This window comes from Jeotgalibacillus sp. S-D1 (assembly GCF_004358665.1).
Taxonomy (GTDB): Bacteria; Bacillota; Bacilli; order Bacillales; family Jeotgalibacillaceae; genus Jeotgalibacillus.
The window spans coordinates 207,001-222,520 of sequence record NZ_SMZR01000002.1; the positions used below are offsets into that span (position 1 = coordinate 207,001).

A 15,520-nucleotide genomic window follows, 5' to 3' on the forward strand; every position below is an offset into this window, starting at 1 on the left:
ACATTCATCGTGGCATACCAGATTCAGACCTATAATCAGATTGCAGAAGCAGGACTTTCTTTATTAAAGGATCCATATGAAATTAACACCGTTCAAAATCCCGATGGTATTTTACTGAGAAGCCATTCCTTACACGGTCAAACAATTCCATCATCCGTTAAGGCCATTGCAAGAGCAGGTGCCGGGACAAATAATATTCCACTGGATAACTGTTCAGAGAACGGCATTGTCGTTTTCAATACTCCAGGAGCAAATGCTAACGCGGTTAAAGAGCTTGTACTGTCATGTTTAATTGCCAGTGCACGAAATTTATTCGAGGCAATTCAATGGACCGGAACACTAGCAGGCACCACCAACGTAGCAGGACAGGTTGAAGCCAATAAAAAAGCGTTTATTGGTCACGAAATCAGCGGTAAAAAACTTGGTGTTATCGGGCTGGGCAATATCGGTTCAATCGTAGCAAATGATGCTTTGGCACTTGATATGGACGTTATGGCTTATGACCCTTTTGTATCAGTGGATGTCGCCTGGACCATCTCCCGGAATGTTCAGCGTGTTCATCAGCTGGAAGAGCTTTTATCTTCTTGTGACTACATTACCATCCATGTACCGTTATCAGAAAAAACAACTGGCTTTATTGATACAAAAGCTTTTCGTGCGATGAAAAAAGGCATTCAGTTTATAAATTTTGCACGCGGTGAACTGGTTGATGAACCTTCTCTTATAGAGGCGCTTGAGAATGGAACGGTTGGCAAATACATAACTGATTTTCCAAATGACCAATTGTTTGGTCTTGAAAATGTTGTTGCCATCCCCCATTTGGGCGCTTCAACATCGGAGTCAGAAGAAAACTGTGCAATTATGGCTGCCCGTCAGTTAAAGATGTTTCTTGAAACTGGAAACATTCGCAATTCTGTCAACCTGCCAAATGTAAGTTTGCCATTAACTTCACCAGGCAGGCTCACCATCATGCACAAAAACATCCCGAACATGGTGGGGCAATTCTCTACGCTGCTGGCCGAACGTGAATTTAATATTGCAGATATGCTGAATCGCAGCCGCGGAGACTGGGCATATACGTTAATTGACATTGACAATAAGCTCTCTGAAGATCAAGCGGAGGACATCCTAAGCCGTTTACACAACATTGAAGGTGTAGTCAAAGCCCGACATCTTCCGAATGGCTGGAGTTAATAGAATCGAAAATCTTGGTTCACTTACAACCTTGTAATTTTACACAATATCATTTAAAAAAAATAAAGCCGCTGTTAGTTCCATTCTTAAGGAATTAACAGCGGCTTTATTTTTTAGTATATAAGTTATTTTCCCCTATCGCTTCTTTTGGCGGAAGCTTTAGTTCGAGAAAATTAACCGGCCTTCGATTAGATGCTATACCTTTTTCTTAACCCTCACAATGATAAGAGGAGAGGGTTTTATGATGCTAAACGTTTTTCCAACGTTTCTTCCTTAGGTTGTCGTTCACGTTTTTTTACTTTTCCAATTATGAACTCTCCAAAAGGCAGCAGCGAAATAATTTTTATAATAACTGCAGCTATGATTAATGTTCCTGCAAAGATCGAACCAAGCTGTAAATAACGATTATCGAATAATTGAACCAAGTCCTCTGCGACGAATCGCTGGATCTGCCAATGGAGCAGATAGATTCCAAAAGAAAGACCGCTGATCAGATTTATAAGAGAATAGTGCCTGATTGTTCTGCCAATCATTAATAGCATAAGTGCAAAAGAGATAGTGAACGGGAACAGATCAAGTCTTCTTGAATTGACGGCTGTCAGTCCATTGAAATAGTTGTATACAATGATCAATGCTGAAAGTGCTGTCAGAAGAAGAATACTCCACCAGTACTTTTTCATAAATGCTGCAATTTTATTATAGTGTTTTCCGATTACAAAACCGGTTGTGAAATAGCCAAACCATGCCAGAAACGGCAGTTGAAGCAATGTTGTATTGCTGCCAAGCATCGGCAGATCGAGTGTGATGGCCCATAAATAACTAAACATCACCACATAGCTGAAAGGCAGAAGCCATTTCATCGAAAGATTGAATCTTACGACCAGATAATGAAGAATGTAAAACTGGAAAATAATTAAGATAAACCAGCCAATAAAAGAGCCCATAAAGATATTGTTGAATATTTTCAGCGGCACATCCACCCCAGGGCTGAAATAATTGCGAACGAGTGCATCAACAACAGCAAAGAATAAAAAGGGAAACAAAATCCACTTAATTCTTTTCCCAAAGAAACCCTTTGGCAAATTTTTATTATAGCGATTAGCTAAGATGATTTCTGATAGTACGATAAATACAGGTGTAGCAAAGCAAAGAAAGATTCGAACAATATGAAATAAATCTCCTTCCGGATAACCGGATAATCTTCCAAACTGTGTAGTACTATGCAGAAGCACAATACTTAAACATGCAAATGCTCTAAGAAAATTAAATTCTTTTATCATAAAAATGACCTCAATCTTTTTAAGAGTGTCCATTAAAGAGAAACGAATGGATGATTGAATGGTGAAGAACGTTTCGGTTAAATTCAACAATAATCGTGCATTTTCAACAGCATTCTTCCATTAGATATATTTACATGAAAAAAAACATGCGTCAAGCTAATTTCTAATCTAACAACTAACAATTATTAGGGATAATGATAATGATTGGAGTTACTGCAAGGCAGGCGGAGGATATACTTCTCTCACTAATGGCGATATTTACAAGAATCAGAGGATGATTCTTGATTGTTTTAAACCTTTTATGCTAATTTAAAATTGTACTGTAAACTTAAAATAATGAGATGAAAGCATGGATTTTTCTGTATAAAAACGCTATAGTATAAGTAGTAATGAAAATGGGGTGCTGTGAACACCCCACTTCCAGTGCAGCTTCTTAAAGGACGGCTGGCTCGGAATCAGATTATCAGGAAATAACCGTTATCCTTGCCAAAGAGGGACGGTTATTTCTTTTTTTGATTGATCATCAGTGATACGACCAGTGTCAGCACGCTGATCGCAATAATACTATACTGCCCCACTATACTCACTGCTTCGTATACGGTCACCTCTACCACCTCCCTCCTTATGGGAAGTAGCCGGCCGCCTCTTTAAAGCTGGGCTGCATCCTAATTATACCACTATCAGAACGTATGTTCTATTATAAATTCTAATAAGTACCATATCCCATCAATGTATCTAGTTTCAGTATGCCTGATAAGCATTTTATCCCATGAATACCTGCTATGGTTGAACAGTGAAAAAATTGACTGCACCTTGCAGTCACCCGCTAAAATTTACTTTATTTTGACAAAGTTTTTGTGGATTTTCTTAAGGTCATATTCCTTTTTTTTCTGCTACATGCTATGTTTAGTATTAGACAATTCTGAAATGAGGGACAAAGTGAATGCGTAAAAAAAGAACTCGTAAAAAGAAAAAGTGGCTGAAATGGACACTGATCACTCTTTCAATCGTGGTTATTGGATTAGCGGCCTATTTATTTACTATCTATCAATCTCTAACTTCTGCAACTGAGAAAATGCATGAGCCAATAGAACGGGAAGCTTCACAAAAAAGAAGTGATTCAGTTAATTTTAACGAAAAAGATCCATTTTCAGTTTTAATGCTGGGTGTGGATGAACGCGAAGATGATGCAGGACGATCAGATACGATGATTGTAATGACTGTCAATCCGACAGAAAAAACAACGAAAATGCTGAGCATCCCCCGTGACACCATGACCGAAATTGTCGGAAAAGGCACAGAAGATAAAATTAACCATGCCTACGCATTTGGCGGAATTCCGATGGCCATGGACACAGTCGAAAATTTTCTGGATATACCGATTGATTATTATGTACAAGTGAACATGGAAGGCTTTGAAGATATTGTTGATTCCGTAGGCGGTGTAACAGTAAACAATAATTTATCTTTTGATTATGACGGATACTCGTTTCCTGAGGGCGAATTAGCCATGGATGGCAAACAGGCTTTATCCTACTCACGCATGCGCTATGATGATCCAAACGGAGACTTTGGCCGCCAGGAACGACAGCGCCAAATTATTCAGGGGGTCATTAAAGAAGGTGCAAGCATTAACTCCTTATGGAATTATGGAAACATTTTCAAAGCCTTGGGCAGCAACATTAAAACCAATTTTTCATTTGATCAAATGGTAGACATTCAAAAAGAATACCGTGCAGCAGCTTCCAGTTTTGAGCAGACTTCAATAGAAAATGGAGTAGGCGAAAAAATCGATGGCGTTTATTACTATATTGTTCCTGAAGAAGAACTAAATACGATTCAGGCAGCTTTAAAAGATCATCTCGATATTTAATAAAGGAAAAACCAACCCCCATCCGGGATTGGTTTTTTCTTTTTATACCAGACTCTTTACGTACTCATGACCCTCTTTAGTTAGTCTGTAATAAATTTTATTATCTTTCTTTATTTTAATAACCAGGGGGCGAGCTCTGCTTAAAGCGGTTTGCACGCTTCGCTGTGTATCCTTATATTGAAACAGCTGAACAAGAATTTGATAAATCATGGCCGTTCGAACCGGCTTTGAAATCCCTTTTTCATATAAATAATATAAAATAAGAAGGAGCTTGTGTTCGAAGTTAGTAGGTTTTTTAATAGCGTCATAATCTTCCGGCTTAATATGCTGTATAAAATATTCTGCCTGCTTTTTCTGTTCCTCTGTTTCGTACCGCAAGAAAGTGCTGTCTTCATTCCTGCATTTCTCGCTATATGTAATTCGTTCTTCTATATGCTTTTTACCTTCATATGTAATTTGATAAATTTGCTTTCCACAAGAAGTCCCAATTAACTGCAGAAAGCCTTTGTTAACGCATTGAAAAATGGATAAATGGATATTGCCCGGCTGCATCACAGCTGCATGGTCGAACGCATTATTGATCGATTTAGCAGTAATAAGTGTTTCTTTCAAATAATACGAGAGATAATAAGAAAAACATAAAACGTGCAGCCACTCAGCACTTGGCTGAACATCGGCAACAATCGACTGCAGCTGCTGTTCCTGTGATTCAGATAGCGCAATAGGAAGTGACTCTATGATTTCTGAACCATTGATACGCTTTTCGGGTGAAGGCGAACCGATGTCGATGTGAATCTTTTTTTCATCTGCTTGCTGGGCATTTAGAGCAGCTAAATGATTAAAAACTTGTTTAATATGATGTTCGATAACCGATTGAGAGCCTTGAACAGAGTATTGATCATTTGAATATTGAACGGTGAGAATAAATTCTTGATCTTTCAATTATTCATCTCCTCCAATCCCATGAGGTTGTACCCATACATATGATTAAATAGTAAAGGAAGAGAGCAATTTCTACAAATAATACTATCATTTTACAACTAAAATAGTTCTTTTATAACAGTTTATATCAATACTTTCGTAGCCTTCTTAATGCCAGCAGCAATAATATGGCCAGCAGCATCATTCCAGCCATAAAAAGCCAGGACGCTGCAAAGCTGCCGTTTAAATCGGCAATCCATCCAAATACGGGAGGAAGAAACATTACCCCCATCGAACCAATTGTTAAGCTGAAACCGCTCGCCAAGCCGGCTTTTTCCGGAGGTGTGAGCTCAGTTGCGATATTCATCCACAACCCGTTAAAACCGGAAACCGCAAATCCGAAAATAAAAATCAGCATACCCAAAAGCCATACAGGCGTATCAGCTTCAAGAAATATCATCGACAGCGAACCACTGAATGCAAGCAGCGTAAGAATAAACATAACCCCAAAACGGCTTCCTCCAAAAAAGGTATCACTAATGGTCCCCCAAACGATCCGGCCAGCTGAGCCTCCTGCTTCAGATATTACAAACATAGTCCCGGCAATAGCGAGGCCAAAAAGCAGCTCATTCCCTACATAAAACAACAAGTAAATATTTAAACTCATTTGTGATCCGTTAATAATAAATGCAACTAAACTGATTAAAAGGAGCGGAGGATATTTTGCGATACTTTTAATTTGTGTTAGCAGAGTATCTGGCTTGCCACCTTTGAATTTAGGCTGTACAGGGCTTTCCTGATAGTTAAAATAAGATAGTATGCCAACCGCTATCAAACACAGGCAGCCCGTGGCCAATGCCAAGCGCCAGCTGGTTACAGCAGCGAGCGGCAGAAGCACGACTGCAGCAAGGGCAGAACCAAACGTAATGCCCATCTGCTTAATTCCCATTGCCATTCCCCGCCGACGCTGCGGGAACCAATATAAAATACCCCTGTTCGTTACAGGATGCATGGTTCCGTAAGCCATTCCGCCAATAATAATACAAATTAATATGAGCACATAGGAATTAAACAGAGCAGCTGCCGTGTAAAAAGTTCCTAATACTAAACATGTGATCAACAATAATTTTTTGGTTCCCATCCGGTCAACCAACAAGCCTGATGGAATACTTACAAGCATCTGCCCTGCGAAAAGAGCTGAAGGAAGCAGTCCAACCTGTGCGTTTGTCAGCTTCAAATCACTTGCTATAAAAGGTGAAATGGGAGCCAGTCCCCTCCCCACCAATGCAACCAGAATTTGCGCGATAAGCAGCCAGCCAAGCATTTTCCAAGCCATTTTAGCTTCAAATTGTTCTCCCGCCATTACTTCTGTTTTCATTTTTTCTCATCTGCCAGTATACGAATCATTCGACCACTTCCCTGTCTTCTCTGCCTATATTGGGCAACTTTATGTTGTTTACTTTACTACCACCCCAGCAATATGTAAAACATTCCAATTACATAAAGAATAACCTGTTATACTAGTTTCATATCCAGGCAGCAAAAGAGGAGACCGCTGAATTATTATAAAGCGTATGGTAATACAGGATATAATACATAACCTTAAACTCTATTATTCTAAGTATTAGGCAGCTATATTATTCTGAAAGGAAGCGATGGAAATGGATCTTATAAAAACCTTTGAAGCACTTCATTCAATCCCGGAGGTTAGTTTTCAAGAAGTGAAAACCACCGATTATCTTGAAACACTATTAAAAGCTCAAAATATTGACGTTGTCCGCTTTCCAAATCACACTGGGCTGACAGCACAGATTGGTTCGGGTAAACCCGTCGTTGGCATTCGGGCGGATATCGATGCATTATGGCAGGAAGTGGACGGCAAAATGCAGGCTAATCATTCATGCGGCCACGATGCTCACATGACGATTGGTTTAGGTGTATTATCCGCCTTAAAAAAAGAGGAAGCCTCTTTAAAAGGCACTGTACGCTGCCTCTTTCAGCCTGCTGAAGAACAGGGAAACGGTTCACTATCCGTTATAAAAACAGGTGCTGCAGATGATTTGGATTTTTTATTTGGCGTGCACTTAAGACCAAAAGAAGAATTACCTTTAGGGCAATCAGCTCCTTCTCTTCGTCATGGTGCAGCTATTTTCTTTGAAGGGAAAATTCAAGGAGATGATTTTCACGGAGCACGTCCGCATCAGGGAGTAAATGCGATTGATGTAGGGATGATGCTTCAGCAGCAGCTCAACCGATTGAGGCTTTCTCCAATGCTTCCCCACTCAATTAAGATGACTAAATTTATGGCAGGCGGTAAAAGCCCAAATATTATTCCGGGAACAGCTTCCTTCAGTATCGATGCAAGGGCCCAGACCAATGGGGATTTAAAAGGACTTCAAACCCTTGCTCAGCAATGCATGGACTCCATAGGATCTGTTTACGGTGTGAAAATTGAGGGCTCATGGATTGATTTTACTCCCGGAGCAGAGGTTTCAAGTGAAGCAGAAGATATCCTTGCCTACGCTATTCGGCAAACACAGGGAACAGATATGCTTGCAGAACCAATTATTACACCCGGGAGTGATGATTTTCATTTCTATACCATTGAACGTCCGCATCTGAAAGCATCCATGCTCGCACTGGGAGCTGATCTTTCTCCAGGCCTCCATCATCCGAAAATGACGTTTGATCATTCCTGTCTTCAACAAGGCGTAGATATTCTGACTTGTGCAGTTAAAAAAGTACTTAAACCGTGAGCTTTACCAAATTTAGCAGAAAACAGGCAGATGACTATCTGTCTTTTTTCTTCTTATTGATTCGATAAATACAATACGTAATAATGGCAGCTGTTCCTCCGATCGTATCTAAAAAAACATCCTCCATTAAAGGAGTTCTACCTCCTGTAAGATATTGGCGATATTCATCCAGCGCTGCAAATAGAACAATAAACAGCAGTGTAAAAAGAGAAGAAAGCCATAATTTTTGAATAAAGTAAAATAGAAAGCTGCCCAGAAATAAACCAATCATAAAGAAAATTGACAGATGGGCAAACTTTCTCAGAAAGAATTCAATAAAACCCGCATAGCCGCTTGCTGAGATACTAACAATGGATCCCCCATAAGAAAATTCAATGCCATCCAAAAAGCCTATTAATAGTTCCTTTTCTGACAAGAAAATGTTTAAAAAAGGAATCAGACTCTGTTGGTCATATGTCAGTGAAGAGGAATACCATATGACTCCACAAAACGCTAAAAATGGTAGGAGCCTAAATAGCGCTCCTTTCACCCTGGCATTATGTATCTTTTTTTTATAAAGCTTTCTCAATTAAAAAACCACCCTGTCTGTTCTCTATAACTCTTTTATTAGTAGTATATGAATTATTTGAATGATCGTTCCATTAAAAATAGATTCCTATGACACGCCACCTATATTAAAAGATATCAAAAAAATCCTTTGATCACTGTTTTGATCAAAGGATTAAATATATTTATATAATGTTAACCTGATTTTCTACCCGATGAAGCAGGTTTTCTTTTACCGCACACAATGCACTTGTCCGTATAAAAACTGTACCGGTGCTTCCTTTTTATTCTGCAATCAAACCAATATTTAAGTTTCATGTGTGAAAGCACCCACTTACCTGCAACTCACTAACATGCTCCATTCGTCTTCCCTCCCAAAATACAAGAAATCCAGTATTTTCGGCAGAACAGCCATCATCGTGCATATACACATTAGATCTGTAACTTTGCGTCCCGGTTTTTCAACAGGTTTGCCTTTTTAATCGAAAACAAGATATTCTTTCCTTTTTAATATACATTTTTTATGAGATAAAAACAAGGGTAGTCCAGTTATTACCTGATTAAGGAAACTATTTCTCTGTTATCTTAGTATATTAAAATGTACAGTTCGCTTCTTACGTTATCAGCCTAATCTTAACTCTTAGTTAATAATAATTTCACACAAAACAATGCCCTTACGAATTTTTGTTGTTCGCAAGGGCATCTATTTTTAGATTTACTGAGTTTCTACCAATCTCATAACAATGTCTTATTATTATTCTGCAATAATACGTCCTTCTACCTCAGGAATCTCTTGTCCTGAACTAATCGCTTCAATCAAAATGGCACTTAAAAGTTCTCCGCTGTCAAATTCAATTAATTCCTCGCCGAACATCTCATAACCATCTCCACCGATAGCTGTGAAGTCATTTGTAGCAACTGTGTATTGTTTATTAACATCCAGCGGCTGGCTGCCGACAAGAACTTCCTTCACCCTTGATCCTGCAGGTAAAGAAGGATCGTACGTAAAGCTCATGCCTGAGATATGAAGAAAACCTCCATTTTCAGCCGGAGCAAGACGTACAGAGTGTTCAAGAGCTGCTTTAATAGCTGCCCCGTCTACATTTATTTGCACAAGTGTGTTGACAAATGGCAGCACCTGTTCAACGTCGCCTCTTGTAACCTCTCCTTCATCAATGCTTGCGCGTATCCCTCCGCCGTTTGTCAGGGCGATATCCGTTTCTAATGTTGCGCGCATAGAATCAGCAATTAAATTGCCAAGATTCGTTTCCTGTGTTCTGACCAGGCGGCGGTCCCCTTCCAGCTTAACATCCGTTGAGCCAATGACTACATTTAATAGTTTATCAACTTCTTCCTGATAGGGCTGAATGAGAGAATCAATATCTTCTCTGCCTTCCTTATCCTCGCTGTCCCGGTAAAGGAATCCATTCACTCCGATTAACTTATCCTTATGGAAAATCAGGTTGGTATGACCCAGTGCTTTGCCGTATTCAAATGCTTGAGTCATGTATGAATTTCGATATTTTTTTGGTGTCTCTACCGTATCATGACTATGTCCGCCAAGTATCAGGTCCACACCTTTTACTTGATTAGCAATGTTTTCATCCGTTTCTAATCCGGAGTGAGATAAAAGAATGACATGGTCCACATCATCTTTAATTTTATTCACAAGCTCCTGCGTGCGCTTTACCTCATCCTGGAACGTAATGCCGACAATGTTTTTAGGACTTGTTTTAACGGCTGTATCAGTTGCAGTCATACCGATAATCCCATAGCTCTTGCCGCCTCTTTGAACAATCGTATACTGATCAAGAAACGGTTTTCCATCTTTTAAAATATTGCCTGAAATGACAGGTAAATCCATATTTTCAGCTGCTTCAAGCAAATATTCATTGCCAAAGTTGAAATCATGGTTGCCAGGGACCATTGCATCGTATTCAAGTGCGTTTAGCGCCTCGATTGCAGGTAAACCTTGAAAGTTGTTTACAACAGCCGTTCCGTGCAAGGTATCTCCCATATCAAATAGTAAGGCATTCGGATTTTTCTCTTTTACGGTGTCAACAATTGTTCCTACTTTTGCAAGACCCAGTTCACCCAGCTCCGCATTGTGCTGAATTCTTCCGTGAAGATCATTCGTATGGATAATTGGCTGAAAATCAAAGTTCTCAGTATATCGTTCGAGCATAGAATCAAGATCTTTGTGGTTAAGAGGTTTTTTTGGATGTGCGGTCTTTCCATTCTTTGCAGTCAAAAGTCCAAGCTTTGCTGCGGCTGACAGTTCATTTATATAATTAGGGTTAAATGCGTGGCGGTCTTTAAATTGAGCCAGATTGCTTTTTGAATATTTATCTCTCAGATTTAAAGAACGGATGAGAAATACATATGCTTGCTCTTGCGTTATTTTTTCGTTCGGACCAAATTTCGCGGCCAATTTTTCATCTAAGATGCCAACTCTTAAGGCGGCTTCCAGGAAAGGTGCATCTTCTGCTTTTACGTCATCGAATGGTAAATCCTCTGCGTCCTGCAGATCAATATCCAATAGTGTTACTAATTCTGTAATAAACTGTGCGCCAGTGACATACCCGGTCTTTTCAGGGGCCTGAGTTGGAGCTGCCTCCACGGCTAAGTTAGACGAAGAAAAAACAAGTGAAAATGTTATAGCAAACATAAGAAAAAATCTCATTCTAGCATTCAAATAAAACCCTCCCATTTCACAAAATATTCTTACCTTTCTATGATACCGCTCCCCCGTACTTCCCAACAACATGTTTTATGTAAAAATAATTAAACAAGTCTATTTGCCTAGCATTTTGCAACGTTTATTCCTTCTTCAAAATTATTTCCCGGTAAATAATTGGTCGAAAATAAAGAACTTCTGACAAATCAAAAAGCTGCCGAAGATCAGCGGCTTTCACTAATCTCCAGACAGCTCTTTTCACTTTAATTCAGACTAAATCCCAGTATGATTGATGCAAGATAAACCATGCCGCAAATAGCTAAAAGGATACCTGCCACAATGAACGATGCCCGGGAATAATTTTTTTTCTGACCTTCCCTTCCGAATGCCCAGACCGCTAATAAAACAAGATTCACCAGAGGAATCATCAGGAGCAGCAAAGTCCATACCCATCCTTTTGTCGACATCTCTCCGCGGGGACTGCGGGGTGTATGATCCATTAATGCTTCCTTTTGCATGGATAACAGCTCCCTTTCATCAGTTTATGTCGAAAAAATAAGAAAATTCTCATCTTATGTATATACCATTTTCCGCAATGCCCTAAACTATCTCTCTGATTAAGCAGTAAAGATGTTTTATTCTGTAAAATAAACATGCTGGCGCTTTAATCGTTTTAGGATCAAGGCGCCAGCATCGTCATAAATTCATGTTATTAGCGGGCTTTCATTTTTAAAAGCCGTGCAATATTTTCCGAAGTCTGTTCCACGTTTTCCTTTCCATTCAACAATGCTTCCTCCAAGGTTGCAACGCCATTCACAATACTGAACAGGGCATCGATGCCATAGTCATAGACATCTTCTGCACCATTTCCCAGGCTTCCTGCTATAGCAATGACGAATGCATTTCCAGCCCGCTTTGTCCGGCTCGAAACACCAACCGGGGCTTTGCCGTGTACGGTTTGATAATCAATTCTTCCTTCTCCTGTAATGACAAGGTCTGCATCCCTGACTTGATCTTCAAACTTAATCACGTCGAGCACTAAATCAATGCCGCTTACTAATTCTCCTTTTAGAAAGGCCACAATGCCGGCACCGAGTCCGCCAGCTGCACCTGCTCCAGCCAGCTCATTGACAGAAATGGCAAGCTCCTGCTCAATCGTGTCTGCAAAATGCTTTAAACAGTCATCCAGCTCTTTCACCATTGCAGAGGTTGCCCCTTTTTGCGGACCGAAAATGGCTGAAGCTCCGAAAGGGCCGGTCAGGGGGTTGGTTACATCACACGCTGCCTCAATCTTTACTGAAGATAAACGTGAATCGAGGCCTGATACATCAATTGAATGCAAAGCACCGAGCAGCCCGCCTCCCTGCGGAAGCTCTACACCATTATGATCTAGCAGTTTTGCACCGAGAGCCTGAGCCATTCCGGCGCCGCCATCATTTGTCGCTGATCCGCCCAGTCCCAATACGATTCTTTCAACTCCATGATTAAGCGCATCTTTGATTAATTCCCCAGTACCGCGTGTAGAGGCGATTAAAGGATTCCGCTGTTCACGAGGAACCAAATGGAGACCGGAAGCTGCAGCCATTTCAATAACAGCTGTTTTGTTATCACCTGTGATGCCGTAAAACGCGGGTACCTTCTCCCCCAGCGGTCCGGATACTTCTACCGTAACAATGTCACCGCCAGTTGCTTCAACAATGGATTCAACCGTTCCTTCACCGCCATCTGCAATTGGCATATGCACATAAGCGGCACCGGGCAGGATTTTTTGAAATCCGGCTTCTACGGCAGCGCATACTTCTTTAGCAGTCATACTTTCTTTAAATGAATCTGGAGCAATAACGATCTTCAACAGTAAACACCTACTTTATTTATTATTCCAATCTCCAGGATTAGATATGGTCCTTCAGAAACTGTTTCAATACTCTTCTTTATCACTTTATCTCTTAAACTTCCCTTATTAATCAGGTTCGCTATCTTAAAGCTCAAAATAACATAATTAAACTAAATAAAAAAGAGCGGGAGAAAAACCTCCCGCTCAAATATGTGTTATTTGGATTTTTTAACCAGCTTTACCGCTTCTTTAGAAACAAAGAAATCCCCTTTTGTGCTGACCGTTACACTATCAAGCTCTTTTTCCTTGCCGTTTATTGTGACTACGTTTTTATTAACAGGAAATTCAGCTGTTTTCTTGCCCTTTGTTACGACCAGAACAGGGTTTTGTTCATCGGTAACATCTTTTTTAACAGTAAAGCCTGCTGCTTTAAATGCGATTTCAGCATCTACAAACAGCTGCTTGTCCAATTTTTTCAAATCAAAACCAAATGCTGACGCAACCGAGTGAGCTACATCTGTGTTTTCAATAAAGCCAACCGGTTTACCTGGTCCGTATGAATATAAGAATAAATCTTCTCCTGTATGTCCGCCGGTGGTAAAGCCGATATCAGCACGTTGTGCGAGGAGTTCGACAAACGTTTTTTGAAGATTTTCCGATTTATTAAGCGCTCTTTTTTCTTTTTTCGACAAATCGGCAAGACCATAAAGTGCAGCTACTTCTTCTAAGTTAGACCGATCTTCCTCAAGCTGCTTCATCGCACCTTCCAATGTCAGTGTTGCTTCTTTAAGAGGATCTATATAATTTGATACGGGAGTATTAGAGTACGTCTTGGTTGTGTTCTCATTGCCAATTGAAATCCCGCTGTTTCCATGATCAGAGACAGCAATGACCATTGTATGCTTATCTTTTTTGGCGAACTCAATTGCTTCACCCACCGCTTCATCAAAGGCTAAAATATCGCTGATCATTCCGATCGAATCATTTGCATGGGCGGCCCAGTCAGGCTTGCTGCCTTCAACAAACAGGAAGAATCCGTCTTTGTCCTTAGATAAAGTGGAAATTGCTTTTCCTGTCATTTCAGAAAGCGTTGGCTCATCAGGATTGGTAGTTTCACGATCCATATCATATGCCAGTTGAGCCGGTGCAAAGGAGCCCCAAAGCTTGCTGGATTTAGAACTTAACAGGTCATCCCGATTTTCCACAAAATCATAGCCACGGTCCTCAATAACTGACAGCAGATCCTCGCCGTCTTTTCTTGTTCCGCTGTTATCTTCTGTCGTTAGAGAATTCTTTCCTCCACCCAAAATAACGTCCATATCCTGATAGACTTGCTGTTCAGCAATATTATCATATTCACTTCGATTAGCTGCATGGGAAGAAAACGCGGCAGGAGTCGCATGCTGAATCTCGGAAGTTGATATAATACCAGTTGCTTTGCCGTTTTGCTTAGCCCCTTCAAGAACATTTGCTACAGGTTTAAATGGATCATCCGCTAATGATGGATCCACTCCGGGAGAAGTAATGACCTCCGGAAGAACGCCAACAAACTTGTCGTTTGATTTATTGCCAGTAGCGAATGCTGTTCCGGCCGGAGCCGAGTCTGTAATTGCTGAGTCAGCTGAATATGTACGAACGCCGCCGGTTAAGATTTGATCCATCGCCAATGGCTCTCCTTTATACCATCTTGCCAAAGTCGTAGCACTTGAGCTTGCCCCATCCATTACCAATACGATTACATTATCTACCTTTGGTCCTTCCTTTTTAGCCCCTACGCTTTGGGGAGCTGTATCAATCGATAATGAACCCACAGCTAAACTAAGTGCCAGTGAAACCCCGACTACCTTTTTCGAAACCTTCAATGAAATCCCTCCGTGTTAGTATTTTGGAAAAGCAGTATGTAAAATCGTTGATGATATTCATATTTTAACCAATTATGGAAAATAACCATATGGTCAATTAGGCTTAAATACGATATCTGTTTTTAGATTAGCAGATTCATATTAGTATTTTTAATACATATATTGTAAAGAAGAGTAAAGATTGTTAACTCCATATTAATAACTGTTTACAATCACCCTTTTAGCATCTGCAGACCATTAAGTGATTTCCATCCGGATCTTTCAAATTAAAATAATGTTCATGTTCAATATCGCTGGTTAACTCAATTCCTTTGTTTTTCACAAACTGATACGCTGCCTGGATATTTTCAGTGTTAAAATGAAATGCTGGCGTATTGAATATAGCAGATTCCGAGTAAATTTTACTGTCCAGGACGACCCCTGTGCCCTTCATAGGCAAGACATACAGATGACCGAATTGGATTTCCCCGTCTGCAGGAATACTTAAAAGATCGCAATACCATTGCATTGCTTTATTAATATCGCTTACAGGTATAAAGACTGTCCCGAGCTGATTTTGAATAGGGCTGCTGTTCAT

Annotated in this window: 13 protein-coding genes and 1 riboswitch; of the genes, 3 read left to right on the top strand and 10 right to left on the bottom strand. The window is 40.2% G+C overall.

Annotation, left to right across the window (positions count from 1 at the left end):
• Positions 1–9 precede the first annotated feature (9 nt).
• Positions 10–1,194 (top strand): phosphoglycerate dehydrogenase, encoded by a 1,185-nt coding sequence (locus tag E2R51_RS08060; RefSeq protein WP_240733005.1) that lies wholly within the window; start codon positions 10–12, stop codon positions 1,192–1,194.
• Positions 1,195–1,433: 239 nt separating this feature from the next.
• Here the strand turns inward: E2R51_RS08060 and E2R51_RS08065 are convergent, their stop codons facing one another.
• Positions 1,434–2,561, bottom strand: coding sequence for an acyltransferase family protein (locus tag E2R51_RS08065; RefSeq protein WP_133376549.1), 1,128 nt, complete (start codon positions 2,559–2,561; stop codon positions 1,434–1,436).
• Positions 2,562–2,974: 413 nt separating this feature from the next.
• A complete protein-coding gene (locus tag E2R51_RS19965; protein WP_240733006.1) occupies positions 2,975–3,079 on the bottom strand; it encodes a putative holin-like toxin in 105 nt (34 codons plus the stop codon).
• A 338-nt stretch (positions 3,080–3,417) separates the two neighbouring features.
• Here E2R51_RS19965 and tagU point away from each other — a divergent pair, with 338 nt between their 5' ends.
• Positions 3,418–4,347 (top strand): polyisoprenyl-teichoic acid--peptidoglycan teichoic acid transferase TagU, encoded by a 930-nt coding sequence (gene tagU, locus E2R51_RS08070; protein ID WP_133376550.1) that lies wholly within the window; start codon positions 3,418–3,420, stop codon positions 4,345–4,347.
• 42 nt (positions 4,348–4,389) lie between these two features.
• Here tagU and E2R51_RS08075 read toward each other — a convergent pair whose 3' ends face one another.
• Entirely contained in the window at positions 4,390–5,289 is a 900-nt protein-coding gene (locus tag E2R51_RS08075; RefSeq protein ID WP_133376551.1) for a hypothetical protein, read from the bottom strand.
• Between the two features lie 127 nt (positions 5,290–5,416).
• Positions 5,417–6,646, bottom strand: a complete 1,230-nt coding sequence (locus E2R51_RS08080) for an MFS transporter (RefSeq protein WP_133376552.1) — start codon at positions 6,644–6,646, stop codon at positions 5,417–5,419.
• 283 nt (positions 6,647–6,929) lie between these two features.
• Between E2R51_RS08080 and E2R51_RS08085 the strand changes: the two genes are divergently transcribed.
• Entirely contained in the window at positions 6,930–8,024 is a 1,095-nt protein-coding gene (locus E2R51_RS08085) for an amidohydrolase (protein WP_240733007.1), read from the top strand.
• 34 nt (positions 8,025–8,058) lie between these two features.
• On the opposite strand, the gene E2R51_RS08090 is transcribed toward E2R51_RS08085, so the two are convergent.
• From E2R51_RS08090 to E2R51_RS08115, 6 genes are all read right to left on the bottom strand, one after another.
• A complete protein-coding gene (locus tag E2R51_RS08090; RefSeq protein WP_133376554.1) occupies positions 8,059–8,592 on the bottom strand; it encodes a VanZ family protein in 534 nt (177 codons plus the stop codon).
• Positions 8,593–8,968: 376 nt separating this feature from the next.
• Positions 8,969–9,055, bottom strand: a riboswitch (cyclic di-GMP riboswitch).
• Positions 9,056–9,324: 269 nt separating this feature from the next.
• Positions 9,325–11,265, bottom strand: coding sequence for a bifunctional metallophosphatase/5'-nucleotidase (locus E2R51_RS08095; protein WP_240733008.1), 1,941 nt, complete (start codon positions 11,263–11,265; stop codon positions 9,325–9,327).
• A 245-nt stretch (positions 11,266–11,510) separates the two neighbouring features.
• On the bottom strand, positions 11,511–11,765 hold the full coding sequence (locus E2R51_RS08100; RefSeq protein ID WP_133376556.1) for a hypothetical protein: 255 nt from the start codon (positions 11,763–11,765) through the stop codon (positions 11,511–11,513).
• A gap of 194 nt (positions 11,766–11,959) precedes the next feature.
• Entirely contained in the window at positions 11,960–13,099 is a 1,140-nt protein-coding gene (locus E2R51_RS08105; protein WP_133376557.1) for a glycerate kinase, read from the bottom strand.
• A 197-nt stretch (positions 13,100–13,296) separates the two neighbouring features.
• Positions 13,297–14,943 (bottom strand): alkaline phosphatase, encoded by a 1,647-nt coding sequence (locus E2R51_RS08110; protein WP_133376558.1) that lies wholly within the window; start codon positions 14,941–14,943, stop codon positions 13,297–13,299.
• A gap of 220 nt (positions 14,944–15,163) precedes the next feature.
• On the bottom strand, positions 15,164–15,520 hold the full coding sequence (locus E2R51_RS08115) for a VOC family protein (protein ID WP_133376559.1): 357 nt from the start codon (positions 15,518–15,520) through the stop codon (positions 15,164–15,166).